General features: G+C 72.1%; 23 protein-coding genes. 19 read left to right on the plus strand and 4 right to left on the minus strand.

Features of this window, described 5'->3' with window-relative positions:
* Positions 1-77: 77 nt before the first annotated feature.
* The 3 genes from ATK36_RS28310 to ATK36_RS28320 form a co-directional block, all read right to left on the minus strand.
* The gene (locus ATK36_RS28310) at positions 78-2,609 is read right to left on the minus strand and encodes a transglutaminase TgpA family protein (RefSeq protein ID WP_098514240.1); all 2,532 of its coding nucleotides are present in this window, start codon (positions 2,607-2,609) and stop codon (positions 78-80) included.
* 679 nt (positions 2,610-3,288) lie between these two features.
* Positions 3,289-4,560: a DUF58 domain-containing protein gene (locus ATK36_RS28315; protein ID WP_098514241.1), complete on the minus strand. Its 1,272-nt coding sequence runs from the start codon at positions 4,558-4,560 to the stop codon at positions 3,289-3,291.
* Between the two features lie 30 nt (positions 4,561-4,590).
* The gene (locus ATK36_RS28320) at positions 4,591-5,592 is read right to left on the minus strand and encodes an AAA family ATPase (RefSeq protein ID WP_211292088.1); all 1,002 of its coding nucleotides are present in this window, start codon (positions 5,590-5,592) and stop codon (positions 4,591-4,593) included.
* 305 nt (positions 5,593-5,897) lie between these two features.
* Between ATK36_RS28320 and ATK36_RS28325 the strand changes: the two genes are divergently transcribed.
* The 18 genes from ATK36_RS28325 (at position 5,898) to ATK36_RS28405 (ending at position 24,885) form a co-directional block, all read left to right on the plus strand.
* Positions 5,898-6,257, plus strand: a complete 360-nt coding sequence (locus ATK36_RS28325) for a hypothetical protein (RefSeq protein ID WP_098514242.1) — start codon at positions 5,898-5,900, stop codon at positions 6,255-6,257.
* Positions 6,250-6,795: a DUF3558 family protein gene (locus ATK36_RS28330; protein ID WP_098514243.1), complete on the plus strand. Its 546-nt coding sequence runs from the start codon at positions 6,250-6,252 to the stop codon at positions 6,793-6,795. Before ATK36_RS28325 ends, ATK36_RS28330 begins: the two co-directional genes overlap by 8 nt.
* Before the next feature lie 71 nt (positions 6,796-6,866).
* Positions 6,867-7,391: a PPE domain-containing protein gene (locus tag ATK36_RS28335; protein WP_098515250.1), complete on the plus strand. Its 525-nt coding sequence runs from the start codon at positions 6,867-6,869 to the stop codon at positions 7,389-7,391.
* Complete coding sequence (locus ATK36_RS28340; RefSeq protein WP_098514244.1) at positions 7,388-8,092, plus strand: ESX secretion-associated protein EspG; 705 nt, start codon at positions 7,388-7,390, stop codon at positions 8,090-8,092. Before ATK36_RS28335 ends, ATK36_RS28340 begins: the two co-directional genes overlap by 4 nt.
* Before the next feature lie 537 nt (positions 8,093-8,629).
* Positions 8,630-9,061 (plus strand): division/cell wall cluster transcriptional repressor MraZ, encoded by a 432-nt coding sequence (gene mraZ, locus ATK36_RS28345; RefSeq protein ID WP_098514245.1) that lies wholly within the window; start codon positions 8,630-8,632, stop codon positions 9,059-9,061.
* Positions 9,062-9,245: 184 nt separating this feature from the next.
* Positions 9,246-10,196, plus strand: coding sequence for a 16S rRNA (cytosine(1402)-N(4))-methyltransferase RsmH (gene rsmH / locus ATK36_RS28350; protein WP_098514246.1), 951 nt, complete (start codon positions 9,246-9,248; stop codon positions 10,194-10,196).
* On the plus strand, positions 10,193-10,879 hold the full coding sequence (gene ftsL / locus ATK36_RS28355; RefSeq protein ID WP_098514247.1) for a cell division protein FtsL: 687 nt from the start codon (positions 10,193-10,195) through the stop codon (positions 10,877-10,879). The genes rsmH and ftsL overlap by 4 nt, the downstream gene beginning before the upstream one ends.
* Positions 10,879-12,798 (plus strand): peptidoglycan D,D-transpeptidase FtsI family protein, encoded by a 1,920-nt coding sequence (locus ATK36_RS28360; RefSeq protein ID WP_098514248.1) that lies wholly within the window; start codon positions 10,879-10,881, stop codon positions 12,796-12,798. Before ftsL ends, ATK36_RS28360 begins: the two co-directional genes overlap by 1 nt.
* Before the next feature lie 59 nt (positions 12,799-12,857).
* Positions 12,858-13,004: a hypothetical protein gene (locus ATK36_RS32575; protein WP_170069940.1), complete on the plus strand. Its 147-nt coding sequence runs from the start codon at positions 12,858-12,860 to the stop codon at positions 13,002-13,004.
* A 344-nt stretch (positions 13,005-13,348) separates the two neighbouring features.
* On the plus strand, positions 13,349-14,902 hold the full coding sequence (locus tag ATK36_RS28365) for a UDP-N-acetylmuramoyl-L-alanyl-D-glutamate--2,6-diaminopimelate ligase (RefSeq protein WP_098515251.1): 1,554 nt from the start codon (positions 13,349-13,351) through the stop codon (positions 14,900-14,902).
* Entirely contained in the window at positions 14,899-16,416 is a 1,518-nt protein-coding gene (locus ATK36_RS28370; protein WP_098514249.1) for a UDP-N-acetylmuramoyl-tripeptide--D-alanyl-D-alanine ligase, read from the plus strand. The genes ATK36_RS28365 and ATK36_RS28370 overlap by 4 nt, the downstream gene beginning before the upstream one ends.
* Positions 16,413-17,495 carry a phospho-N-acetylmuramoyl-pentapeptide-transferase gene (gene mraY / locus ATK36_RS28375; RefSeq protein WP_098514250.1) on the plus strand — a complete coding sequence of 361 codons (1,083 nt, stop codon included), beginning with the start codon at positions 16,413-16,415 and terminating at the stop codon, positions 17,493-17,495. The genes ATK36_RS28370 and mraY overlap by 4 nt, the downstream gene beginning before the upstream one ends.
* A 114-nt stretch (positions 17,496-17,609) precedes the next feature.
* Entirely contained in the window at positions 17,610-19,013 is a 1,404-nt protein-coding gene (murD, locus tag ATK36_RS28380; protein WP_098514251.1) for a UDP-N-acetylmuramoyl-L-alanine--D-glutamate ligase, read from the plus strand.
* Positions 19,000-20,469: a putative lipid II flippase FtsW gene (gene ftsW, locus ATK36_RS28385; RefSeq protein WP_098515252.1), complete on the plus strand. Its 1,470-nt coding sequence runs from the start codon at positions 19,000-19,002 to the stop codon at positions 20,467-20,469. Before murD ends, ftsW begins: the two co-directional genes overlap by 14 nt.
* Positions 20,466-21,587: an undecaprenyldiphospho-muramoylpentapeptide beta-N-acetylglucosaminyltransferase gene (gene murG, locus ATK36_RS28390; RefSeq protein WP_098514252.1), complete on the plus strand. Its 1,122-nt coding sequence runs from the start codon at positions 20,466-20,468 to the stop codon at positions 21,585-21,587. The genes ftsW and murG overlap by 4 nt, the downstream gene beginning before the upstream one ends.
* Positions 21,580-23,016, plus strand: coding sequence for a UDP-N-acetylmuramate--L-alanine ligase (gene murC / locus ATK36_RS28395; protein WP_281259098.1), 1,437 nt, complete (start codon positions 21,580-21,582; stop codon positions 23,014-23,016). The genes murG and murC overlap by 8 nt, the downstream gene beginning before the upstream one ends.
* Entirely contained in the window at positions 23,013-23,894 is an 882-nt protein-coding gene (locus tag ATK36_RS28400; protein WP_098514253.1) for a cell division protein FtsQ/DivIB, read from the plus strand. Before murC ends, ATK36_RS28400 begins: the two co-directional genes overlap by 4 nt.
* Positions 23,895-24,057: 163 nt before the next feature.
* Entirely contained in the window at positions 24,058-24,885 is an 828-nt protein-coding gene (locus tag ATK36_RS28405; RefSeq protein ID WP_098514254.1) for an NAD(P)H-binding protein, read from the plus strand.
* 138 nt (positions 24,886-25,023) lie between these two features.
* On the opposite strand, the gene ATK36_RS28410 is transcribed toward ATK36_RS28405, so the two are convergent.
* Complete coding sequence (locus ATK36_RS28410) at positions 25,024-25,458, minus strand: OsmC family peroxiredoxin (protein WP_098514255.1); 435 nt, start codon at positions 25,456-25,458, stop codon at positions 25,024-25,026.
* Positions 25,459-25,599: 141 nt separating this feature from the next.
* Here ATK36_RS28410 and ATK36_RS33995 point away from each other — a divergent pair, with 141 nt between their 5' ends.
* Positions 25,600-25,785 (plus strand): hypothetical protein, encoded by a 186-nt coding sequence (locus ATK36_RS33995; protein ID WP_098514256.1) that lies wholly within the window; start codon positions 25,600-25,602, stop codon positions 25,783-25,785.
* Positions 25,786-25,827 lie beyond the last annotated feature (42 nt).

Below are 25,827 nucleotides of genomic sequence, written 5' to 3' on the forward strand. Positions count from 1 at the left end.
CATCACGGAGTCCGGGGCCGCGCAATCGCCCGGACAGCGCGGAAGCCGAGGCCGCGCAACCGCCACAGGCAGGCCGGTCAGCGGTCCCGGCGCAGGACCGAGCGGGGGAAGAGCCGTCCGCGCAGCGAAAGCGGGGCAGTGCGGCGCAGGCCGGCGCGTAGCCGTTCGAAGGCCGGGGCCAGAGTCGGTTCAGGTTCGGACGTATTGCTGTACCAGCTGCGTTCGACCGCGCCGAGCACCACGCGCAGGTCTTCGCGGCCCTCGTCGTCGAGGTGGTTGCGGTCGGCGATCTTGCCTCCGGCCACACGCACCGTGTCGCTGCCGGGGATCGGCATGCCGCGGTCGGCGCATTCGGCCTTCAGTTCGCGCCAGGCGGCGTCGGCGGAATCGGGCGCGTGGGTGGCGATCGTCTGCAGACGGCGGCGGCGGAACAGGTCCCGCATCGCAGCCGGGCCGCCCACGGCGCCGAGCACCAGCACCACCAGCAGCGCGAACCACCAGGCGACGAGGCCGGCCAGGAACCCGATCGCGGCCACGAACAGCACCCCGGCGGCCGGCGGCAGCCACAGCACCGCCACCCGCGGCGGAGCAGGCGCTGCCGCCAGCAGATCGCCCGGCGGCGGTGGCAGCCCGGACACCGTGCCGCCGGCGGGTTCCGGACGGCGCCGCAGCAGGTACGACGTCACGACTGCGGCTCCGCCGATGACGGCCAGCGCCAGTGCCAGCCAGGCGAGCCAGCCGTCCGGCGAACCGTTGTTCACCGGGGATGCCGGAGCGGCCTGGTTCTGCCTCTGGTCCGGCGAGGCCCCGCTGGACGGACCGGCGCTGCGCGACGTGGTCGGCAGATCGTCCGTGGCGTTGGGCTGTTGCTGACCCTGGTTGTTCTGCTGCAGGTACGGCGGAACGATGCCACGCCCGTCGGCGAGCGGCGTCGGGTCGAAGGTGACCCAGCCCTGGTCGCCGAAGTACGCCTCGACCCACGCGTGCGCGTCCTGCGAACCGATCGACTGGTAGTCGCCCTTCTGCACGCCCGGCGTGAAGCCGATGGCAACCCGCGCGGGTATGTGTGCGACGCGCAGCATCACGGCCATCGCGGACGCGTACTGCTCGCAGTAGCCGCGCTTGCCGTTGAGGATGAAGTCCGCGAGAGCGTCGGAGTCGGTCGCGTCCGCTGTCTTCGTGTCGTAGACGAAGCCGTTCTGCGGGCTGAAGAACTGCCACAGCGCCGTCGCCCGGTCAAAGTTGTTCGTCTTACCTGCGATGAGCTGGTCGGTCTTGGAGATCACGCGCTTGTCGACGCCTCTGATCTCGCTGTAGAACGCGGGCACTTCGTCGGACTTCGGTGCCGCCTCGCGCAATTCGTCCGCTGTCGGCTGCTTCAGGGACGCAGTCTCCACGTACGTCGGCGCGGGCTCGCTCTTCGTGGTGAAGACGGCGCCGCTGATCCGGTCGTACAGCCACTGCGGCGGAACCCCGCGCAACGCTCTCGGCGCGCCGTAGATCGGCAGCCAGTTGTCGACCCAGCTGGTGGGCTGGATCTGGATCTGCCGGGATGTGCCCGTGCCGTCGTCGCCGGGTGCTGCGGGCAGCGTGCTGTTCGCCGCGACGCCCGTCTGGGCCTGGCCGCCGCTGCGCAGACCCCAGCCCTTGTTGGCGGCGTAGGAGTCGAGGGTGAACGCGCGCATCAGCCGGCGGTCCGAGCCGAGGCCGCGGACCTGGAACAGCTCGCTGTTCGCGCCTTGGTCGAGCAGCCCGCGCAGCTGGGTGAACGGCGCGATGCCGAATCCGCCGGTGCCGTCACCAGTGCCGGGCCCGGAGCCGAACGGGATCTTGCCGACCGTGCCGACCCAGCCGACCCCGCCGCCGAGCATGCCGAGCACCACGGCTGCGGCGACCACCGCCACCGGCGCCTGCAACGCGCGCCCGGCGGAACCGGGTGATTCGCGGTTGCGCCAGCTGCGATGGCGGTGGTTGCCGTCGAGCACGAGCAATCCGGCGAAGGCCACCGCGCCGAGCACGAACGTCCACCAGGGCAGCATTTCCTCGGACAGCGCGGCCGGCACGGCGTACACGCACAGCAGGACGAGCCCGGTGGCCGCCGGTGCGGAAGCGGCGACCGCGAGCGTGTCGACGAGGACTGCGACCAGCCCGATCGCGATGGTGATCAGGCAGAGGATCGGCTGGGTGCCGTCGATCGGCGGCAGCCCGGTGCGGATCTGCTCGGCCGAGGCCGCGAGCGTGGCCTGCAATTCGGCGAACGCGGTCGGCCCGGGGAAGATCGTGAGCACGCCCTGCGTGGTGAACGCCCCGGTGATCAGGAACAGCAGGACCAGCAGCTGCCCGAGCCCGGTCACCACGGTCGGCGCGCGCAGCGACCGCAGCGCCAGCCCGGTGGCCGCGACCAGCACCACCGCGACGACCAGGTAGCCGAACCACGCCCACCCGGCGACCATGCTGGTCAGGGACGTGGCCGCGCAGAGCGTGGCGACCCCGGCCGCGATCGGCGGGAGCAGACTGCCTTTCCACGCGGCAGGCGGTTCCGGCGCCCGGGGGACGGGCGTGTGCGGAATCGGCGGCGCCGCGGGGGGAGGGGGCGAGGTGGTGGTCATCGAAGCCCTCCGGCCGGGCGCTTCCGGCACCGGCGGCGCGGCCTCGGAACCACGACGGGGCCATTGTGGACGGTCGGGTCGGCGCGGACGCAGGGGTGCGGCGTGGGGCTTTCCCGGCGCGGCAACGACGCGTGGACGGCGGTATGGCGTTGGCCGTTGCGGGGGCGGTTGTGCGTGGGAAGCTGGGCTGAGTTCGCGATCGTTGCCTGCTGAGCACCGCGGTGAGCCGGTCGCGCTTGGCGACGGTGGTGCGCGGCCACCGGATCCGGTTCAGCCGGCGGGGCCGGTGCGGTACGTCGACCGCCGGGCCGGGTGGAGTGGTCGCTGTGCGGCGGGAGTTGCGCAGGTTCCGTGGATGCGGCCGGTGTGGTGGTGCGGTGGCCGGGCCGAGGCTGGTGGGTGGTTCGCCTTGTTCCGGCGATCGTTGCCGGCTGACCACCGCTGTGGGGTCGCGTGGTGTGGTGGTCGTGCACGGGAAGCCGCGTCGGTTCTGCACCAGCGATCGGCAGGCCGGTGCGGCGGCCGGGGCGAGGAGAGATGCGGCAATGACTGCCGGTGAGAGCCCGCTCCGGTTGGGCAGACTGTCCCGAATACGCGTGCCGCACAACTGGTCCCGCAGCCAGCACCGACGAGCCTCCGAGCCCGGCAGGCCGGTCGTCCCACCGGCCGGAAATCCCGGTCATGACGTGCCGCCGATCATCGCCGAGCGGTCGATGCCGGCGTGGCAGAGCTGCTCCCACACCTGGGCCATCGGGGTCTGCGGGCCGGCGATCACGACGCCCCAGCCGGCGGCGCGCAGCAGGCGGGCGGAGTCCTCGGTCGCGGCGGACAGGTGGTCCGTGGGCGTGGCGCTCGCCCAGCCCGGCGTGTCCAGCAGGACGGCGAGGCTGCGGATTCCGCGCGGGCGATACCTGGTCAGCTCGTGCACGGACGCCGCGCTCACCGTGCCGAGTATCGCGATCAGCTCCTGCCCATCCGCGGGGTCGTGGCCGAGGGTGACGTCGCGCTGGTGGGCGGTGGTCAGCGCGGCCAGGGCGTCGAGCACGACGTTGTCGTAGCCTTCTCCGCCCTCGCCGGGGAGGTCGGTGAGCGAGCGGCCGTGTTCGGTCACCAGGCGGACGCGATGGCCGGCGCGGCGCAGGTGCAACGACACCGACGCCGCGAACGACACCGCCCACTCCAGGCTCGCCGCCGGGCCGCTGCCGTGGTGGGCCGCGGCGCGGTGGTCCAGCAGCACCGTCGTGCCGCCACGCCACGGGCGTTCCTCGACGCGGACCATGATCTCGTCGCGCCGGGCGGTGGAGCGCCAGTGCACCTTCCGCATGTCGTCGCCGGTGCGGTAGTGCCGCACGATGACGTCCGGCTCGCCCTGCCCGGAGTGCAGCCGCACGCTGCCGTCGTCGCCCGCGCCGATGCCCGAGCCGCCGGGCAGGCCCCACAGTGACACCACCCTCGGGACCACCACCAGCCGCGAATGCCCGATCAGCTCCCGGTCGAACTCGCACAGCCCGAACGGATCGGTGATCGTCGCCCGCAACGGGCCGACCTGCTGGATCCCGCGCAGGCTCGGTTCGAGCGGGTAGCGCAGCAGCACCCGCCGGTCGTGCGGCAGCCGTTCGACGACGAACCGCGGCCGCGTGCCCAGCGCGTAGGGCACGCCGTCCTCCAGCAGCACTTCACCGCCCGGCAGCCGCCCGCTGCGCCACAGCTCCAGGTGCACCTCGCCGGGCGAGCCGACCGCGACCCGCTCGGGCCGTAGCGCCCGCGCCGCGCCCAGCCGCAGCCGGGTGGCGGCGATGTAGGCGGCGACCAGCAACGGCAGCGCGACCACGAAGATCGCCACGCGCAGCAGATCGCGCTCGTTGAGCACCAGTGAGCACACCGCGGCCGCGATCCCGGCGGCGAGCAGGCAACGGCCCCGGGTGGTCAGGCCGGACAGCGCGCGGAACATGCGATTTCTCGAATCGGCTAACGGGACGGCTCAGCGGGCCGAGCCCTGGGGAACGGGCACGCGGTGCAGCACGGCCTGCACCACGTCGGTCGCCGAACGCCGCGCGGCGTGCGCCTCGGTGGTCAGCACCAGCCGGTGGGCCAGTACCGGCACCGCGACGGTGTGCAGATCGTCGGGTACCACGTAGTCGCGCCCGGACAGCGCGGCCTGCGCCCGCGCGGCGCGCACCAGGTGCAGGGTGGCCCGCGGTGAGGCGCCGAGCCGGATCTCCGGCAGCTGCCGGGTCGCGGCGGCCAGGTCCACCGCGTATCGCCGGACCTCGGGCGCGATGTGCACCGTGCGGACCTTCTCGATCAGCCGCCGCACGGTCGCGCCGTCGGAGACCGGGGTCAGGTCCGCGAGCGGGTCGTGCCCGGCGTGCTCGTCGACCATGGCCAGCTCGGCCTCCTGGTCGGGATAGCCGATGGACACCCGCGTGGTGAACCGGTCGCGCTGCGCCTCGGGCAGCGCGTAGGTGCCTTCCATCTCGATCGGGTTCTGGGTGGCGATCACCATGAACGGCGCGTCCAGCCGGTAGGTGCTGGTGTCCACGGTGACCTGGTGTTCCTCCAGGCATTCCAGCAGCGCGGACTGGGTTTTCGGGGAGGCGCGGTTGATCTCGTCGCCGACCACGATGTTCGCGAACACCGGGCCGGGCCGGAACTCGAACTCCCCGGTCTGCCGGTTGTAGATGGACACCCCGGTGACGTCGCTGGGCATCAGGTCCGGGGTGAACTGCACCCGGCTGACCGTGCAGTCGATCGAGCGGGCGAGTGCCTTGGCCAGCGAGGTCTTGCCGACCCCCGGGACGTCCTCCACCAGCAGGTGCCCCTCGGCCAGCAGGGTCACCAGCGCGATCCGGATCACCTCGGGCTTGCCGACCAGCACCCGCTCCACGTTCGCGGCGATCCGCCGGGCCGTCTCGTGCAGCTCGTCGAGACCGGCCGCCGGGAGCTGCGCCAGCCCGTCCGTGGCGGCCCCCGCCGGGTCCACCGGCCCGGACCCGTTTCTCTCCGGTCCGGCCGCGGAAGCGGGCTGGATTCTCGACGTCACTCGACCTCCTGATTGCTGCCGGGGCGCCGACGGTTCGCGTGGCGCCCAGCCTGCCACCCAGTGTGTCAAACTCGGGAGAACTCGGCGGCAGAACCCCGGGAACCTGCGTTGATGACGCTCTGTCATGCAGTGGGCTCCGTCATCCGGGTGACAGGTTGGCGTCTTCGGGTGCTCCCGCTGACCCTGTGCGCTGTCGTAGGCTCCTGGTCCGAGGCCGTTCGAGCAAGGAGAGGCGGCACCCGCAGATGAGCGAGTCCACCGCGCCGCAGGGCGTACCGGGCCTGACCGCCGGCCGGTTCGCGGTGTCCCCGGAGCTGGCCGGGGCGACCTACGCGAACCTCGGCAAGCTCGGCGACGTGGTCGGCGAACTCGCCCGTGAAGCCGCGGTGCTCGGCCGCTCCGTACCGCTGGGCAGTGGCTACGCCGGGGAGATCGGCGTGTTCATGGCCAAGTACGGCATCGGCCGGGACGGCTCGGCGGCCGACGAGCTGTCCGCTTTCGGCCGGGAGATCGCCGCGCTGCGCGAACGCATCGCGGGCGCGCTGCGCAAATACCGCGCGCGAGACGAGGCCGCGGCCGACGGAGTGGACTGCGTCGGTGGCTGATCCCGTGGGCGCGCGCCCGGTCCGGTGGGGGCCGGTGGCCGGGGTGACGGCGTCGTTGTTCCTCCTCGCCGCGTGCGGCCGGGCGCCTGCCGCGCCACGGGCGAGTTCCGCACCCCCTCCGCCGTCGCCCTCGCCGTCCTCGACGGCGTCGCTGGCCGCGCTGGATCCGTGTGCGCTGCTGTCCCCGGAAGACCGGTCCACGTCCGGGATCACCGCGCTCGGCAAGGCGAAGACGATCGGCGAGGCCCGCGCGTGCGACTGGACGGTGCCCTCGACCTACGGCGTGACCATCACCCTCGACGAGGCCAACGGCCTGGCCAACCTCGACGTGTCCACCGGCAAACGGACCGCGAAAACGGTCGGCACGCACCGGGCGATGCAGGTCACCGGCCGCAACGGGACCTGCGCGGTGCTGCTGTCGGTGAGCGGATCGAGCAGCGTGCAGGTGGACGTGAGCAACGCGAACTTCGCCGACGTCCCGCTCGCCTGTACCCGGGCGGGGGCCGTGGCCGGACTGGTCGAACACAAGCTGCCCTGACCCCCGTGCGAGGAGGAAGTGCCGTGCCCGAAACCCCGGTCGTGCCGGAGCCGGTGGCCCGCTACGAGGCGATGAGTCACGCCGCGCTCGCCGCGCAGGTGCACGAAGGCAACGACCCCGCCGCCGCGGGCTCGGCCGGTGCGCGCTGGAGCGAGCTGTCCGGGAAGCTGCGTGATTCGATCGGCAGCCTCACCGCGCTGGCCGCGGACAGCCAGGAGAACTGGCAGGGTGAGACGGGCGACGCGATGCGCGCGGTGCTCGCCAAGGCGGCGGGCTGGCTCGGCGAGACCGCCACAGTGTCCACTGTGGTCGGTGACGCGGTGGCCGGGCAGGCCGAGGTCGCCGCGCGGGCACGGGCGGAGATGCCGGAACCGGTCGAGTTCGATCCGGCGGCGATGATCCGGTCCGCCGCGGCGAGCGGGGACGTGCTCGAACTGGCCGGCCTGTCCTTCGTCATGGACATTCGCCGGGAAGCCGCGGAGGCCGCCCGGCAGAAGGCGATCGATGTGCTGCGCACCCGGGACACCGCGTTGCGCGGGCTGGTTCCGCAGGCCGCTTTCCCGGCTGCCCCGGCGCTCGGCTCGGAGCAGGCTTGATCCGGCTGTCGGCGTCCGCGTTCGACATCGTCTGGGACGATCTCGGGCTGGGCCGCCCGCCCGTGCCGCTGGCGGTGCACAGCGTGGGGGAGACCTTTGCCGACCGGGCGGCGATCCGTGCCGAGGTGTACCGGAACCTCGGGGAACGAGGCCTGTTCGACGGCCGTCTCGACGCGACGCTGGAGAACCGGTTGCGGCTGCTGGCTTCCGGCGCCGTGTACATCTCTTGTGAGGTGCTCGCGGACATGACCGCGGACGAGCCGTTCCGCGCGGTGGCCGTGCTGCACGGCCGGGAGGCGGCGCTGGCGACCCAGCCGTCCCGCACCATCGGCATGCGCAAGATCGGCGAGAGCGAGCTGGCTTCGGCGGTCGTGGACGTGCTGCCGGAATTCGCGCCCGGCCCGGGGTATGGGGTACGGCTGCCCGCGGCCGGTGCCGAGACTCCGCTGCGCGGTCGTCAAGGCGAGGAGCTGCGGGCGATCCAGGACCGGCCGGTGTATTCCGCGGGCCAGTTCACCGTCCGGGTCCGCGACCGCGACGGCCGTCTCACCCGCACCGGCGGGGTGACCTGGTTCGACACCGACGCCGGCGCGTACTCGGCCGCGCAGCAGCCGGGCGCCGGTGGCGAGGACTGGGTGACCGTCGCCCCGGTCGACGCGCCGCGGCTGGCCGAACGCGTACTGGCGCTGATCCCGGCCTGACCGGTCACCGCGCCGCCGTCCGGATCCGGTGCGCGGCGGCGTGCGACGAACTGCCAGCAGAGAAAACCCAGCCCCAGCAAGAGATAGCTGTCACCGCGGCCCAGGCCCGGCTCACCTCGGGCGTAGGTCTGTGAAGGGGCCCTTCACAGACACAGAGTCCGTGAAGGGCCCCTTCACAGCCTTGCACCGAAGACGCGACACGCGAGCGTCGTGCGGGGGTCCCCACGACGCTCCACCGGGTTCCCCACGGTCCCCCACTTTTCGCTCAGCACCAGGGTGTAGACGGACGTTTCAGGGGCGGCGGGGTTGCCCGGGACCCCGGCTCGGGGGATCTTGCGCACGGTCCCCCCACCCGCACCCCACCTGGCCCCACCTTGCTGACCTGCGTAAACGGTGAACTCGACCGGGTGGCGGTGGCGCGGAACGCGTTGACTGTGGTGAAAAGTGGGGTACGGTGGTGCGCAGTGGGGCAGAAGGGAGCCCCGGCTCCGGAATCGGCTGGTTCGCCAGCCGGGCCCGGTAGGGAGGTGGAGGCCGGTGTTCCTCGGCACCCACACCCCGAAACTGGACGACAAGGGGCGGCTCACGCTGCCTGCGAAGTTCCGGGATGCCTTGGCCGGCGGGCTGATGATCACCAAGGGGCAGGACCACTGCCTCTTCGTCTTCCCCCGTGCCGAGTTCGAGCAGATGGCCAGGAAGGTCGCCGAAGCCCCGTTCACCAACGAGGCGGTGCGTGCCTACCAGCGCTACCTGTTCGCCGGGACCGACGAGCAACGCCCGGATGGGCAAGGACGTATCGCGATCGCGTCCGAGCTGCGCAGGTATGCCGGGCTGAACAAGGAATGCGTGGTGATCGGGGCGATCACCCGGCTGGAAATCTGGGATGCCCAGGCGTGGCAGGGCTACCTGGACGAACACGAGGACAGCTACGCACAGGCTCGAGAGGAAGTCCTACCGGGCGTCTTCTAGGAAGGCACGACCTGCGTCGTCGGGGGACGCGGGTACGCCGCCCTCGCGGATGCCGTGAGGCCTCTGTCCGCTCTTTGGCCCTGGCGCACCTTCCCCGGTGCCAGGTCAGCAAGCGGGCGGGCAGGGACCTGACGGCATCCGCCGTATCTTCCCTCGGCGCACCGCACGAAAGGGGGGAAGGGCCATGGCAGCCGAGCACGTGCCGGTACTGCTCACTCGCATCGTCGACCTCTTCACCCCCGCGCTCGCCGAACGCGACGCGGTACTGGTGGACGCGACAGTCGGGCTCGGCGGGCATTCCGATGCCCTCCTCGAAGCCTTTCCACGATTACGGCTGATCGGTCTCGACCGTGATCCCGCCGCCCTCGAACGTTCCGCCGAGCGGCTCGCGCGGCACGGAGACCGGGTCGACCTCGTGCACACTGTCTACGATGGACTCCCGGAGGCGCTCGCCGGGCTCGGACTGTCCACGGTGGACGGCATCCTGTTCGACCTCGGTGTCTCCTCGATGCAGCTGGACCGCGCGGAACGCGGCTTCGCCTACGCGCAGGACGCTCCGCTGGACATGCGGATGGACCCGACCACCGGCTTCACCGCGGCGGACGTGCTCAACACCTACCCGCCGGGCGAGCTGGTCCGGATCCTGCGCGACTACGGCGAGGAGCGGTTCGCGCAGCGGATCGTGCGGGCCGTGGTCACCGCGCGCGAGGCCGAGCCGTTCACGCGCAGCGGGCGGCTGGTGGAGCTGCTCTACGCGGCGGTGCCGGCGGCGAGCAGGCGTACCGGCGGGCATCCGGCCAAGCGCACCTTCCAGGCGTTGCGGATCGAGGTCAACGGCGAGCTGGAGGTGCTGCGCCGGGCGCTGCCCGCGGCGCTGGGCGCGCTCGCCATGGACGGCCGCATCGTCGTCGAGTCCTATCAGTCCCTTGAGGACCGGCTGGTCAAGCAGGCGCTGGCCGGGCTGGCGAAATCCCGTACTCCGGAAGGTCTTCCGGTCGAGCTGCCCGGGCATGGTCCCGAACTGCGGCTGCTGACCAGGGGAGCCGAGAAGGCGGGCGAAGGCGAGATCGAGCACAACCCGCGTGCCGCCTCGGTACGGCTGCGGGCAGCACAACGGATCGGAGAGCCGCGATGACCGCACCTGCGAAGTCCCGCCGTCCCGGCGTGGCGAACCGGCGGCGCGCCCAGGCGGAAACCACGGTCGAACCGGAACCACAGACCACGACCGCTCCGCCGGTACCCGCGCAGCGTCGCGCACCGCGCGGGCGCACCACCGCCGCGGAGCGGGCGTACGCACGCCGCGCGCAGCGTGCCGACCTGCTGCGCCAGCGCGCGCCGAAGAAGCCGGTGGCCGAGCCGGAAACGGTCGAGACCAAGCGGTTCCGGCTCAAGCTGCGCTGGCCGCGCTCGCGTGCCACGTTCGTGCTGGTCACGATGGGGCTGCTCGCCGCGGGGGTGGCCGTCACGCTGTGGCTGACCACGCAGGCGATCGCCGACTCCTACCGGCTGGAACAGCTGCGTACCACCAACTCCGGGCTCGCCGAGGCGAAGGACCGGCTCGAACGTGAGGTCGCCAAGGCCCAGTCGCCGGCCTCGCTGGCGCCCGCGGCCAAGCAGCTGGGCATGGTGCCCGCGGGTGACCCGGCGCGGATCGTGGTCGGCCCGGACGGCAAGACCCGGATCGTCGGTGACCCGCAGAAGGCGCAGGGGCAGACCCCGGACGTGGCCGCCCCGCCCGCCGCGCCCCCGGCCGGCGCGCCGGAGGGCGGCATCGAGGGCGATCTGGCCGGCACCCCGGCCGGTACCGGGGGGCAGTGATGGCGGCAGGCGGGCAGCGCCGGACCCAGGCGGCGGGCAGCGCGCGGCGTACCTACGCCGCGGGCACCCGCCGCGCGGTGGCGAAGCGGGGCAACGGCGGGCAGCGCAGCCGGTTCTCCGCGGTGCGCATCCTGCTGGTCGCGCTGATGGTCGTGGCCGGCGTGAAACTGGTGCAGGTGCAGTGGTTCGAGGCGCCGAGCCTGTCCGCCGCGGCGGAGCGGCAGCGCACGCTCACCATCGACATCCCCGCGCAGCGCGGGTCCATTGTGGACCGCGACGGCAACAAGCTGGCGTTCAGCGTGGAGACCCGCACGCTGTCGGTGAACCTCAAGGCCCTGCACAAGTCGATGGACGACTACGCGAAGAAGAACCCGCAGAAGGGCAGGAACTTCGAGACCGAGGTGACCGGGGCCGCCCAGTACATCGCCGCGAAGCTGCCGAACCTGACCACCGGGCCGGAACAGCTCGCCCTGCTGCACAAGCCGCAGTCGTTCACCTACCTGGTCAACGACGTGGAACCGTCGGTGGCCGCCGACATCGTGAAGAAGTATCCCTGGATCTCGGTGGAGAAACGCGCGAAGCGGGAGTACCCGGGCGACACTCTCGCCTCGAACATCGTCGGGCTGGCCAACTGGCGGATGGACGACCCGGAGGTGTCCAAGCACAACCTGCACGGCGTGATCGGGCTGGAGAAGACCCGCGACGGCGCCCTGGCCGGCACGCCCGGCCGGGAGATCGTGAACACCCAGAACGGCAACGACAATCTGTACCTGCCCGGAACCGAGCACGTGCTGCAGTCCGCCGTGGCCGGTTCCGATCTGGAGCTGACCCTGGACTCGGACGTGCAGTACGAGCTGCAGCGGCAGCTGAGCGACTACGTCGCGCAGTCGAACGCCAAGGGCGGCCAGGCGGTGATCATGGACGCCAAGACCGGCGAGGTCTACGGCCTCGCGGACGCGAAGACGTTCAACCCCAACGATCCGGCCACCCTGCAGGACGAGCTGCTCAACGACCGGCCGGTGACCACACCGTACGAACCCGGTTCGGTGAACAAGGTCGTCACCGCCACCGCGGCGATCGACAGCGGGATCGCCTCGCCCACCTCGACCCTGCAGGTGCCCGGCTCGATCAAGATCGCCGACCGGACGGTGCACGACGCGTGGGTGCACGGCACGCAGACCTTCACCACCACCGGAGTGTTCGCCAAGTCCTCCAACGTCGGCACCCTGGAGTTGGCCCAGCAGATCGGCCCGGACCGGTACCTGGACACGCTGAAGAAGTTCGGCATCGGGCAGAAGACCGGGATCGGCCTGCCCGGCGAGAGCGCGGGTTTCGTGCCGCCCCGCGACCAGTGGTCCGCCTCCACCTTCGGCAACCTGCCGATCGGGCAGGGGCTTTCCATGACCGTGCTGCAGATGGCCGGGATGTACCAGGCGATCGCGAACGACGGGCTGCGCGTGCCGCCGCGGATCGTGAAGGCGGAGAAGAAGCCGGACGGCACCGTGGTTCCGGAACCGGCGCCCAAGCCCGAGCAGGTGGTCAGCCCGCAGACCGCGAAAACGGTGCGGGACATGCTGCGCGCGGTGATGCAGAACGCCAAGAGCCCCAACGCGGGCACCGCGCCCTCGGCCGCGCTGGAGGGGTACCAGATCTCCGGCAAGACCGGTACCGGTCAGCAGATCGACCCGCGGACCAAGGCCTACAGCCAGAGCCTGGCCAACATCACCTTCGCCGGCATCCTGCCCGCCGACCAGCCGCGGTTCGTGGTCGGCATCCGGCTGGACGCACCGGACACCACGCTGCCCGCCGGGCATTCGGCCGGGCCGCTGTTCCACTCGATCGCCTCGTACCTGGCGCAGCGGTACCAGATTCCGGTGTCCGGCGTCCCTTCCCCGGTCGTGCCGCTGGTCCTGCCGTGAAGGGGCCCTTCACGGACTCTGAGTCCAGGCGGGGTTCCGGCAAAGTTGGTCGAGGACCCGTGATCAGCAGTGTGAGCCGTGGCGGCCGCGTCATCATCGACGGCGCCTGCCATCTCGATCTATTTCGCCCGGCAGCGGGCGATGCGGAGGTGTTCGAGATGCGCGACCACCTCGTGGTGTGCGCCGGACCTGTCTCGGGTCTGTGAAGGGGCCCTTCACGGACTCTGAGTCTGTGAAGGGCCCCTTCACGGACCTCCGCCGTCTGCGCAAGGCCCTCACGCCGACTTTGCCGACACTCTGGACTCCCGGTCCGTGAAGGGAACCTTCACAGCTTTCCGTGCGGCGAATGTCCACATGGGCTGGTGGGCGCGGGAAATGCTTTGTGTCACAACAGTGAGTGCCGGTCGCATAGCACACCGCCGGGACCGGAGCGCGTTCGCCGGACCGGCTTGGGGCGCCCCGAAACGGTCTCGGTAACCTCTCCGGCGTGTCCGTGTCCTCGTCCCAGCCCCCCAACGGGCCGGCCGCCGGTTCGCTGCCGGAGAGCCCGGTGAAGGCTGCCGCCGCGCCGCCGCGCCCGGCCCGGATCGAACCGATCGGTCTCGCCACGCTGCTCGCCCGCGCCGGTGCGCGGCTGATCGCCGACCGGCCGGAGGCCGCCGAGCTCACCGTCACCGGCAGCACGCTGCGTGCGCAGCACGTCCTGCCCGGTGACCTGTTCGCCGCCCTGCCCGGCGCTCGCGCGCACGGCGCCGACTTCAGCGACCAGGCGATCGCGGCCGGCGCCGCGGCGGTACTGACCGACCCTGCCGGAGCCGAGCGGCCCGTGCTGCGCGACGCCGGGGTGCCGATCCTGGTGCACCCGGACCCGCGCGACGCGCTCGGTGAGATCGCCGCCTGGATCTACGGCGAGCCCTCGCTGCAGCTGTCCGTGCTCGGCGTCACCGGGACCTCGGGCAAGACCACCACTTCCTATCTGGTCGACGCCGGGCTGCGCGCGGCCGGTCTGACCACCGGGCTGATCGGCACCATCGAGACCCGGATCGCCGGCGAGCGGCTGGTCAGCGGGTTCACCACGCCGGAGGCGCCGGACCTGCAGGCGCTGTTCGCGGTGATGCTGGAACAGGGCGTCACGCACGTGCCGATGGAGGTCTCCAGCCACGCACTGGCGCTGGGCCGGGTCAACGGCACCCGGTTCGCGGTCGGCGCGTTCACCAACCTCTCCCAGGACCACCTCGATTTCCACCACGACATGGAGGAGTACTTCGCGGCCAAGGCGAAGCTCTTCGACGGGCGCTCCACCACCGAGGTCGTGGTCGTGGACAGCGCGTGGGGCCAGGCGCTGCTGACCCCGCAGACGGTGACCGTGTCGATCGAGCCGGGCGCCGCCGCGCCGGAGGCGGACTGGCGGGCCGCGGACATCGCGGCGACCCCGGCTGGGGAGCAGACCTTCACCCTGCACGGACCGGGCGGTCTCGTCCGCGCCGCGAAGATCCCGCTGCCCGGTGCGTTCAACGTGGCCAACGCGGTGCTCGCGGCGGCCGTGCTGGACAGCGCCGGGGTCGGCGCCGACGACATCGTGGCCGGGCTGGCCGCGGTCGAGGTGCCCGGCCGGATGGAACGGGTCTACCTGGGCCAGGACTTCACCGCGGTGGTCGACTACGCGCACAAGCCCGCCGCGGTCGCGCAGGGCCTGGACGCGCTGCGCGCCCGCACCGAAGGCCGGATCATCACCGTGCTCGGCTGCGGCGGCGACCGCGACACCGCGAAGCGGCCGATGATGGGCGAGGCCGCGGTCCGCCGCAGCGACCTGCTGATCGTGACCGACGACAACCCGCGGTCGGAGGACCCGGCCGCGATCCGCGCCGCGATGCTGGCCGGCGCCCGCGGCGTCGGCCCGGCCCAGGGTGGCGAGGTGCGGGAGATCGGCGACCGGCGCGCGGCCATCGCGCAGGCGGTCGAGCTCGCCGCGCCGGGCGACATCGTCTTCGTCGCCGGCAAGGGGCACGAAACCGGCCAGGAGGCGCACGGGGTCGTGCATCCCTTCTCCGACCGGGACGAACTCGAGGCCGCCATCCGCAAGCGTCTCGAGGTGACCGCGTGATCGAGCTCAGCCTGGCCGAGATCGCCGGTATCGTCGGCGGCCGGCTGCACCGCACCGACGGTTCCCCGGTGGTCACCGGCAGCGTCGAATTCGACACCCGCCAGGTGGGCCCCGGCGGGCTGTTCCTGGCCTTGCCCGGCGAACGCGTGGACGGGCACGACTTCGCCGCGCAGGCGATCGAGTCCGGCGCGGCCGGCGTGCTCGCCGCGCGCGAGGTGGACGCCCCGGCCGTGCTGGTGCCGCCGCTGCCCGCGGGACAGGCGCACGAGGGGTCCGTGGCGCTGACCGGCGACACCGACGGATCCGGCGCGGCGGTGCTGGCCGCGCTGGCGAAGCTGGCCCGGCACGTGGTCGACGTGCTGGCCGCCGGCGGGCTGACCGTCGTCGGGGTCACCGGCTCCTCCGGCAAGACCTCGACCAAGGACATCATCGCCCAGCTGCTGGAGCCGATGGGCCCGACCGTGGCGTCGCCCGGATCGTTCAACAGCGAGCTGGGCCACCCGTGGACCGCGCTGCGCGCCGGCCGGGACACAAAGTACCTCGTGGTGGAGATGTCCGCCCGCGGGGCCGGGCACATCGCCGAGGCCGCCACCGTCACCCCGCCGCGGATCGGTGCGGTGCTGAACGTGGGCAGCGCGCACGTCAGCGAGTTCGGCTCGCGCGAGGCCATCGCGCAGGCCAAGGGCGAGCTGGTGGAGGCACTGCCGGCGGACGGGCTCGCGGTGCTCAACGTGGACGATCCGCTGGTCGCCGCGATGGCGAGCCGGACCCGCGCGCGGGTGGCCGGGGTGGGGGAGAGCCCCTCGGCGCTGATCCGGGCCGAGGACATCACCCTCGACGAGCAGGCCCGCCCGTCGTTCCGGCTGGTCACCCCGCACGGCGAGGCGCCGGTCACGCTGCCGCTCTACGGCGAGCACCACGTGGGCAACGCGCTGTCCGCCGCCGCGATCGCCCTCGAACTCGGCGCGACGCCGGCGGAGATCGCGCAGCGGCTGACCGGCCTGCAGCGTCGTTCCGGCAAGCGGATGGAGGTCACCACCCGCCCGGACGGCGTCACCGTGCTCAACGACGCCTACAACGCCAACCCCGAATCGGTTCGCGCCGGGCTCAAGGCACTCGCCTCGATGAGCAAATCCGCGGGGCGGCGGGCCTGGGCCGTGCTCGGCGCGATGGGGGAGCTGGGCGAGAGCTCGGTGACCGCGCACGACGAGATCGGCCGGCTCGTGGTGCGGCTCAACATCGACCGGCTCGTGGTGGTCGGCGCGGAGGCCGCGCCGATGCACCAGGGCGCCTCCCAGGAAGGCTCCTGGGGCGAGGAATCGGTACTGGTACCCGATGCCGGGGCCGCCACCGCACTCCTGCATGATCAGGTCCGTCCCGGGGACGTGGTGCTGGTCAAGGCGTCCAACTACGTCCGGCTGTGGCAGGTGGCCGACGCGCTGCTCGCCGCGCCCGGGACTTCCCCTTCCCAACCCTCGAATTCCTCCGAACCCTCGAACGGTGGTCACGCGTGATCAACATCCTGATCGCGGCCGGGGCAGGTCTGCTCGTCTCCATCCTGCTCACGCCGTACCTGATCCGGGTCTTCTCCCGGCAGGGCTTCGGCCAGGAGATCCGCGAAGAAGGCCCGCAGGGCCACAAGTCCAAGCGGGGCACCCCGACCATGGGCGGGGTCGCGATCATCCTCGCCACCCTGGTCGGGTACTTCGTCGCGCACCTGATCACCTGGCTCGGCAACTCGCGGTCCGCGGCGCCCTCGGCCTCGGGGCTGCTGGTGCTGCTGCTCGCGGTCGGCCTGGGCCTGGTCGGGTTCCTCGACGACTTCATCAAGATCCGCAAGCAGCGCAACCTCGGCCTGAACAAGACCGCCAAGCTGGTCGGCCAGCTGGTGATCACCGTGCTGTTCGCGGTGCTGTCGCTGCAGTTCGCCGACGAGCACGGGCTCACTCCCGCCTCGCAGAGCCTGTCCTACGTGCGGGACCTGGCGCTGATCACCTTCCCGTCCATCGTGTTCGTGATCTTCTGCTACGTGGTGATCTCCGGCTGGTCGAACGCGGTGAACTTCACCGACGGCCTGGACGGGCTGGCCGCCGGCGCCTCCTCGATGGTGCTGGCCACCTACGTGGTCATCTCCTTCTGGCAGGCCCGGCTCTCCTGCTCGGAGCAGCCGATGCCGTCGTGTTACGACGTGCGCGACCCGCTGGACCTCGCGGTGGTCGCGGCCGCGGCCACCGGCGCCTGTGTCGGGTTCCTGTGGTGGAACGCGGCCCCGGCGAAGATCTTCATGGGCGACACCGGCTCGCTGGCCCTCGGCGGCCTGGTCGCCGGGCTGTCCATGACCACCCGCACCGAGCTGCTGGCGATCGTGATCGGCGGCCTGTTCATGGTCGAGATGATCTCGGTGGTCACCCAGATCGCGGTGTTCCGCACGACCCGGCGCAGGCTGTTCCGGATGGCCCCGTTCCATCATCATTTCGAACTCGCCGGGTGGGCGGAAACCACGGTGATCATCCGGTTCTGGCTGCTGTCCGCGATCTGCTGCATGTTCGGGCTCGGGCTGTTCTACAGCGAGCAACTGGGGATCGGGACCTAGGGGCGCGAAGTCCGTGAAGGGGCCCTTCACGGACTCAGAGTCTGTGAAGGGCCCCTTCACGGACATCAGCGCCCCAGGGCCACGGGTGACGGCGGTAGAGGAGAAGACGTTCGGATGGATGTGACTGATCGCCCGGTGCTCGTCGCGGGCGCCGGGGTCACCGGGAAGGCCGTCGTACCGGCCCTGGTCGAGCTGGGTGCGCGCGTCACGGCGACCGACGGCAACGCCGAGCGGCTGGGCGAGCTGGCCGGGCTCGGCGCCGAGCTGGTGCCCGGCCTGACCGAGCCGCCGGAGGGCACCGTGCTCGTGGTGGCCAGCCCCGGCTGGCGGCCGGACGCGCCGCTGCTGGTCGCGGCCCGCGCGGCGGGCATCGAGGTGATCGGGGACATCGAGCTGGCCTGGCGGATCGGCCGGCTGCGTGAGCACCCGCCGGCCTGGCTGGCGGTCACCGGGACGAACGGCAAGACCACGACCGTCGGCATGCTGGAGTCGATCCTGCGGGCCGCCGGGGCGGACGCGAAGGCCTGCGGGAATGTCGGCTACCCGGTGGTGGACGCGGTGCGTGCCGGGCACACGGTGCTCGCCGTCGAGGTGTCCAGCGCCCAGCTGTACTGGTGGTCCACCGTCGCCGCGGACGCGTCGGTGGTGCTGAACCTGGCCGAGGACCACCTCGACTGGCACGGGTCGATGGCGGCGTACGCCGCGGCGAAGGGCGGGGCACACCACCGCTCCCGCACCGTCGTGCACAACGCGGAGGACGAGTGGTCCACCCGGATCGCGGGGAAGCACGCGCCGCCGGGCGCCCGCCGCGTCGGCTTCCGCCTGGACACCCCGGCGCCCGGCGAGCTGGGGCTGGTCGAGGATCTGCTGGTGGACCGCGCGTTCGTGGCCGACCCGGCGAACGCGGAGGAGCTGGCCTCGCTCGACGACGTGCGCCCGGCCGGGCCGCACAACGTGGCCAACGCGCTCGCCGCCGCCGCGCTCGCCCGCGCGCACGGGGTGCCCCCGTCCGCCGTCCGGGAAGGGCTGCGGACGTTCCGCCCGGCCCCGCACCGGGCCGAGGAGGTCGCCGAGATCGGCGGTGTCCGTTATGTGGACAACTCCAAGGCGACCAACCCGCACGCCGCGGCGGGCTCGCTGCTCGCACACAAGAGCGTGGTGTGGATCGCCGGGGGGCAGCTCAAGGGCGCCGCGGTGGACGAGCTGGTGATCGCGATCGCCGATCGGCTGCGCGGCGCGGTGCTGCTGGGCGTGGATTCACCCGTGATCGAAGCCGCTCTCGCGCGACACGCGCCGGATGTCCCGCTGAACCGCCTGCCCCCGGGTCACGATGAACCCATGACTGCGGCGGTGAATGCGGCCAGCGCACTGGCTCGTCCGGGGGACGTGGTGCTGCTCGCGCCCGCCGCCGCCTCATTGGACATGTTCCCGGACTACGGCGCGCGCGGCGACGCGTTCGCCGCGGCGGTCCGGAACCTGGCCGGTGGTGCGGCGGGTGCGGCGGATGACGCTGGTTGAGGAAGAGCAGGGCGGCGCCCGGCCGCGGCGGCGGCAGCGGCAGCGGCAGCGCAAGGAAAGCCCGTTCGTCGCGCTGCGCACCGCGCTGACCGCCTGGCTGTCGCGGCCGCTGGCCTCGTTCCACCTGGTGCTCGCGCTGACCGGGGTGCTCACCGTGATCGGCATCGTGATGGTGCTGTCCGCGTCCTCGGTGTCCTCCTACGATCCGAAGACCGGCAGCGGGGTGTACTCGCTGTTCTTCCGCCAGCTGATGTTCCTCGGGCTGGGCGCGGTCGTGTTCTGGATCGGGCTGCGGGTCCGGCTGGAGCGGATCCGCCGCATGTCGGCCACCATGGTGGTGATCTGCCTCGGCCTGCTGATGCTGGTGCTGACCCCGCTCGGGTCCACGGTGAACGGCTCGCAGGGCTGGTTCAAGCTCGGCGTGTTCACCTTCCAGCCGGTCGAGGCGGCGAAGGTGGCGCTGGCCTTCTGGGGCGCGCACATCCTGGTGATCAAGTACAACGTGATCCACCAGTGGCGGCATCTGCTGGTCCCGGTGGTGCCGGTCGCGCTGGTGATGTTCGCGCTGGTGATGATGCAGCCGGACCTGGGCGGCACGATCACGCTCGCGGTGGTGCTGTTCGCCCTGCTCTGGTTCGCCGGCGCGCCGAAACGGCTGTTCGGCGTGGTCGCGGCCGGTGGCCTGGCGGGGGTGCTGGTGCTGGCGATCATCGCGCCGTACCGGCTGCAGCGGGTGATGTCGTTCCTCTCGCCGGACGCGGACACCACCGCCGAGGGGTTCCAGGCCAACCAGGCCAAGCTCGCGCTCGCCGACGGCGGGCTGTTCGGCAAGGGGCTGGGCCAGGGTGCGTCCAACTGGGGCTACCTGCCCAACGTACAGAACGACTTCATCTTCGCGCTGATCGGCGAGGAGCTGGGGCTGGTCGGCTGCGCCGCGGTCCTGGCGCTGTTCGCCGGGGTGGCCGTGGTGGGCCTGCGCATCGCCACCCGCAACATCGACCCGTGGATCCGGATCGTGGCCGGCACGCTGACGGTGTTCCTGGTCGCGCAGGCCGCGATCAACATCGGCTACGTGGTCGGGCTGCTGCCGGTCACCGGGGTGACCCTGCCCCTGATCTCCTCCGGCGGCACCTCGCTGGTGATCACGATGGCCATCATGGGCGTGCTGGCGAACGCCGCGCGGCACGAACCGGAGGCGGTGGCCGCACTGCGTTCGCACGGTCCGGGTAAATTCGGACGCCTGCTGCGGTTGCCCGCACCGGATCCGTACCGCCCGCCCGCGCCCCGCAAGGGGGCGGCCCGCGGCGGTACCGGCGCGAAGGCGGCCCGGCCGGCGCCGCGCGCGACCCGGTCCGCACCGGCACCCGAACGCCGCCGGTCGGCCCGGCAGCAGACGGCGCGCACGACAGCGAACCGCGGTGCCCGGGGCACCGCGAACCGGAGAGGTCATTGGTGAGCAAGCCCGTCAAGGGATCCGAGCGGTCCGCTACCGGCCGGGCACCGGTGGTGGTGGTCGCCGGTGGTGGTACCGCAGGACACATCGAGCCCGCGCTCGCACTGGCCGACGCCGTGCGGCGGCTGCGCCCGGACGCGGAAGTGGTGGCGCTGGGCACCGAACGCGGGCTGGAGACCAAGCTGGTGCCCGAGCGCGGGTACCGGCTCGAGCTGATCCCGCCGGTGCCAATGCCCCGCAAGCCGTCGGCGGAGCTGCTCCGCCTGCCGCTGAAGGTGCGTGACTCGGTCCGCCGCACGCGTGCCGTGCTGGACCGCGTGCAGGCGGACGTGGTGGTCGGTTTCGGCGGATATGTCGCGCTGCCGGCGTATCTGGCCGCCCGCGGCCGCACGCCGATCGTGGTGCACGAGGCGAACAAGTCGGCCGGGCTTGCGAACAAGGTCGGCGCCCGCTTCGCCGCGCGGGTGGCCGTCGCGGTGCCGGGCACGCCGTTGCCGAAGGCCGAGGTGGTCGGCATTCCGCTGCGCCGGTCCATCACCACGCTCGACCGGCAGGCGTTGCGCGCGGAGGCGCGCAAGCATTTCGAGCTCGACCCGGACGCGCAGACGCTGCTGGTGTTCGGCGGTTCGCAGGGCGCGCAGTCGATCAACACCGCGGTCTCCGGCGCGGCAAAGGAACTCGCCGACGCCGGCGTCGGCGTGCTGCACGCGCACGGCCCCTCGAAGACCTTGGTGGTACAGGAGTTCCCCGGCCCGGCGTACGTGCCGGTGCCCTATCTCGAACGGATGGACCTGGCCTACGCCGCGGCGGACGCGGTGATCTGCCGGTCCGGGGCGATGACCGTGGCCGAGGTGTCCTCGGTCGGGCTGCCCGCGGTGTTCGTCCCGTTGCCGCACGGCAACGGGGAGCAGGCGAGCAACGCGCAGCCGGCGGTGGACGCCGGGGCCGCGCTGCTGGTGCCGGACGCCGAGCTGACCGCGCAGAAGGTCGCGGAGCTGGTGGTGCCGCTGGTCGCGGACCCGGAGCGGGTGGCGCGGATGAGTGCGGCCGCGGTCGGGCTGGGACATCGCGAGGCCGACGAGGCGCTCGCCCGGATCGTGCTGGAGGCTGCTCGTGGCTGACTCGACCCCTGGTGCGGCTTCGGCCGTGCTGCCCGCGCAGCTGGAGCGCGCGCACCTGATCGGGATCGGGGGGGCCGGGATGTCCGGGATCGCCCGGATCCTGCTCGCCCGTGGCGCGTTCGTGTCCGGTTCGGACGCCAAGGAGTCGCGCGCTCTGCTTTCCCTGCGCGCGCAGGGTGCCACGCTGTTCGCCGGACAGCGCGGGGAGAACTTCGACGGACTGGCCGAACCGCCGTCGGCGGTGGTGGTGTCCACCGCGATCAAGGAGACCAATCCGGAGCTGGCCGCTGCCCGCGCGCGGGGCATCCCGGTGCTGCATCGCGCGCAGGCGCTGGCCGGGCTGATGGCCGGGCATCGGGTCGCCTGCATCGCGGGCACCCACGGCAAGACCTCGACCACCTCGATGCTCACGGTGGCGCTGCAGCATTGCCGGCTGGATCCGTCGTTCGCCATCGGCGGCGACCTCAACGAGTCCGGGGCCAACGCGCACCACGGCGAGGGCGGCGTCTTCGTCGCCGAGGCGGACGAGAGCGACGGCTCGTTCCTCACCTACGCGCCGTCGGTGGCCGTGGTGACGAATGTGGAGCCCGATCACCTGGACCACCACGGTACGGCCGAGGCCTACGTACAGGTGTTCAGCGATTTCGCCGGACGGCTGGAGCCGGGCGGGCTGCTCATCGTGTGCGCCGACGACCCCGGCGCGAATCGGCTGGGCGACGAGGCTGCGGCAGCCGGGGTGCGAGTGCGCCGGTACGGCCGGGAGGCGACCGGCGAGGACGACGCGCACGTGCTCTCGTACTCGCCCGCGCCGGACGGCGGCGTCGTGCGGATCGCCGTGGACGGTGCTGAACACGGGCTGCGGGTCGCGGTGCCGGGGGAGCATATGGCGCTGAACGCGGTCGCCGCGTTGCTCGCCGGGCTCGAACTCGGCGCCCCCGTCGAAGGCATGGCCGAGGGGCTGGCCGCGTTCGGCGGCGTACGCCGCCGGTTCGAGTTCAAGGGCCGCGCGGGCGACGTACGCGTCTACGACGACTACGCGCACCACCCGACCGAAGTGGCCGCGCAGCTGCGGGCCGTACGCATGGCAGCCGGTCGTGGCCGGGTCGTGGTGGTCTTCCAGCCCCACCTGTACTCACGTACGCAGACCTTCGCGGTCGAGTTCGCCGAAGCACTGTCGCTGGCCGACGAGGTCGTCGTGCTCGATGTCTTCGGCGCGCGCGAGGAACCGGTGCCCGGGGTCACCGGCGCGCTGATCGCGGAGAAGGTGCGGGTGCCGGTGCGCTACCAGCCCGCCTTCGACGTGGCCGCCGGACTGACCGCGGATGTGGTCCGGCCGGGAGACCTCGTGGTGACCATGGGCGCCGGTGACGTGACGCAGCTGGGTCCGGAGATCCTGGCCGAGCTGGACCGGCGGACCGCGGACGCATGACTGGGACCCGGCAGCGTCGTCGCTCCTCCTCGGCCGGGCAGGCGGAGGAGGAGCGCGCCGCCCTGGCGCGCGAGCGGCGCGGTCGGCGTTCCGAGGAGGACCGCCGCCGGACGCGGTCGAGTAAGTCCACGGGCAGTGCGAAAGGTGTTGCGAAAGGCCGGAAGGCGCGCAAGTCGGCCCTGCGGTCGCGGCCGACCCGGGGCAAGGAGATCCGCCGTCGCTGGGTGGCGCTGCTGTTCGTGGTGACCTTGCTGGGGCTGGGTTATCTGCTGTTCTTCAGCTCTGTGCTGGCGGTCAAGTCGGTGTCGGTGTTCGGTGCGAAAACGGTGCCCGCCGAGCAGATCCGCGCTGCCGCCGCGGTGCCTCCAGGTGAGCCGATGCTGCGGGCGGACGTGGACGCGATCCGTGACAAGGTGGCGGAGCTGCCCGGGATCGCCACCGTGGACGTCTCCCGGTCGTGGCCGACCACGCTGGAGATCACGGTGACCGAGCGGACCGCGATCGCGTTCTTCGACAGCGGCCCCGGCGGCGACGGCGTGCACCTGGTGGACGGTGGCGGCGTCGTGTTCAAGACGGTGAAGACGCGTCCGGCCGGGTTGCCGGAGCTGAAGCTGCCGAAGGTGTCGGTGACCGATCCGGTGACCCGCGCGGTCACCGCCGTGCTCGGCGTGATCCCGGAGACCATGCTCAAGCAGGTCACCACGGCCACCGCGAAGACCCCGGCGAGCGTCGAATTCACCCTGTCCACCGGAAAAACCGTGCGCTGGGGCGACGCGGAGGACACCGAGCGCAAGGCGAAGGTGCTCGCCGCCCTGCTCACCCAGCCGGGCAAGGTCTACGACGTCTCGTCGCCCGAACTCCCCACCGTCACCTCCTGACCGGTCCGTGCGTTCCCCCGCCCCCAGTCGAAGGCTGTGAAGGGTCCCTTCACGGAATCAGAGTCTGTAAAGGGACCCTTCACAGCCTTTCACCGAGCGCTGGCGAGGGGCCTCCGTATGCCGTACGGTTGAATATCCGTACGGCATACGAGGTGGGTGGGGCATGACGATTCTGGTAACCGGGGCGACCGGCAACGTGGGCCGGCTCGTGGTGGACGAGCTGGTGTCACGTGGGGTGGCGGTGCGTGCGTTGACGGTGGATCCGGAGCGGGCGGCGCTGCCGTCCGGGGTGGAGGTGGCGGTCGGGTCGATCGCCCGGCCGGGCACGGTGCCGCTCGATGGTGTCGAGGCGGTATATCTCGCGCCGTACGCGCGGACGGCGTCGCGGGTCTGTGAGCTGATCCGAGAATCCGGGGTACGGCGCGTGGTCGCGTTGTCCGGCAGCAGCGTCGGGGACGAGCACGAGGGTTCGAGCGGGCACGACTTCGCCGCTGTCGAGCGAGCTGTCGACGCGGCTGGGCTCGCGCGTACTTTCTTGCGTCCCGGCGCCTTCATGGCCAACACGTTCGGCTGGGCGGAGGCGGTGCGCGAGCGTGGCGAAGTGCGTTCGGCCTATCCGGAAGCCGTTCAGACGTCGATCGATCTGGGTGATATCGCCGCGGTCGCAGCGCACACGCTGACCACCGAAGGACACGAGGGCCGCACGTATGTCCTCAGTGGACCGGAGGGGCTCACGATGCGGCAGAAGTCCGAGGCGATCGGTGCAGCGCTGGACAAGCAGCTGTCCTTCGTCGAACTCACCCCGGACGAGCAGGTGGCCGAATGGATGGCGCAGGGCATCCCGGCGACGATCGCGGGCTGGCTGATCGAAGGGTATGCGCAGGTCGCGGCGCAGCCGGAGGTGCCGACCGGGGTGGTGGAACGGCTGCTCGGGCGGCCCGGGGTCAGCTACCGCGAGTGGGCCAAGGCGAACGCCGCGGTGTTCGGCTGAGCGGGGCGTCTGCGTCCGGCCGTCCACCAGGCCGACGTGGCATGCCGAAACGCTCCATAGTCGACAGTCTTTTTCGTTGCCCGGCCGTGCTTCCGGGCGGCCGCGGAGGGCGTCGCAGGCCCTCCGCGGCGGGGCCGGTCAGGCGAGTGCGGCGTCCAGCGTGATCCGGGTGCCGGCGAGTGCCTTGGACACCGGGCAGGTCTTCTCCGCGGTCGCCGCGAGTTCGGCGAACTGCTCGGCGCTCACGCCGTCGAGCTTGGCGCGCAGGGTGATCGCGATCCCGGTGATCGCGAAGCCGCCGCCGGCGTCCGCGCCGAGCGTGGCCTCCGCGGAGACGTCGATGTACTCCGCCTCCAGCTGCTGGGAGCCCAGCACGCCGGACAGGTTCATGGCCAGGCAGGACGAGTGTGCGGCGGCGATCAGCTCCTCCGGGCTGGTCTGCCCGTCCGGGTTGCCGGAGCGGGTCGGGAACGACACGTCGAACGTGCCCGCCTTCGACGAGTCGAAAGCGACCGCGCCCTTGCCCTCCTGCAGTCCGCCGGTCCAGTTGGTGGTCGCGTTGCGGCTCGGCATGAATGCCTCCTGGGTGATCGGAAGTGGATGCCCATGAAGGTAGCCCACAATTACATTGTGCACAAGTTAACCGCCGGGACGGCTCCCGCTCGCCCGGAAAACCGGCTGTCCGTGCCGGGTCGCTCCGGCAGAATCCGCGCCATGCCGATCATCGCGAACACCCCGCCGCAGCGCCCCGAGCCGCCGATGGCGGGGGACGAGCGCACGCAGCTCACCGGCTTCCTCGACTTCCAGCGGGCGACCACCGAGCGCGAGCACAAGGCGACCTTCGAAGCCGCCCGCGGACGGCCGTTCGACGAGGTGGCCGAGTCGGTGGCGGCCCGGTGAAGGGGCCCTTCACGGACTCTGAGTCCGTGAAGGACCCCTTCA

The sequence above is a fragment of the Amycolatopsis sulphurea genome (assembly GCF_002564045.1).
Taxonomy (GTDB): Bacteria; Actinomycetota; Actinomycetes; order Mycobacteriales; family Pseudonocardiaceae; genus Amycolatopsis; species Amycolatopsis sulphurea.

Excerpts from the sequence above, each read along its gene's own strand:
- ATK36_RS28310 (WP_098514240.1), bottom strand. The coding sequence starts at position 2,609 with ATGACCACCACCTCGCCCCCTCCCCCCGCGGCGCCGCCGATTCCGCAC.
- ATK36_RS28315 (WP_098514241.1), bottom strand. The coding sequence starts at position 4,560 with ATGTTCCGCGCGCTGTCCGGCCTGACCACCCGGGGCCGTTGCCTGCTC.
- ATK36_RS28325 (WP_098514242.1), top strand. The coding sequence starts at position 5,898 with ATGAGCGAGTCCACCGCGCCGCAGGGCGTACCGGGCCTGACCGCCGGC.
- ATK36_RS28335 (WP_098515250.1), top strand. The coding sequence starts at position 6,867 with ATGAGTCACGCCGCGCTCGCCGCGCAGGTGCACGAAGGCAACGACCCC.
- rsmH (WP_098514246.1), top strand. The coding sequence starts at position 9,246 with ATGGCAGCCGAGCACGTGCCGGTACTGCTCACTCGCATCGTCGACCTC.
- ftsL (WP_098514247.1), top strand. The coding sequence starts at position 10,193 with ATGACCGCACCTGCGAAGTCCCGCCGTCCCGGCGTGGCGAACCGGCGG.
- ATK36_RS28360 (WP_098514248.1), top strand. The coding sequence starts at position 10,879 with ATGGCGGCAGGCGGGCAGCGCCGGACCCAGGCGGCGGGCAGCGCGCGG.
- murD (WP_098514251.1), top strand. The coding sequence starts at position 17,610 with ATGGATGTGACTGATCGCCCGGTGCTCGTCGCGGGCGCCGGGGTCACC.
- ftsW (WP_098515252.1), top strand. The coding sequence starts at position 19,000 with ATGACGCTGGTTGAGGAAGAGCAGGGCGGCGCCCGGCCGCGGCGGCGG.
- ATK36_RS28400 (WP_098514253.1), top strand. The coding sequence starts at position 23,013 with ATGACTGGGACCCGGCAGCGTCGTCGCTCCTCCTCGGCCGGGCAGGCG.
- ATK36_RS28405 (WP_098514254.1), top strand. The coding sequence starts at position 24,058 with ATGACGATTCTGGTAACCGGGGCGACCGGCAACGTGGGCCGGCTCGTG.
- ATK36_RS28410 (WP_098514255.1), bottom strand. The coding sequence starts at position 25,458 with ATGCCGAGCCGCAACGCGACCACCAACTGGACCGGCGGACTGCAGGAG.
- ATK36_RS33995 (WP_098514256.1), top strand. The coding sequence starts at position 25,600 with ATGCCGATCATCGCGAACACCCCGCCGCAGCGCCCCGAGCCGCCGATG.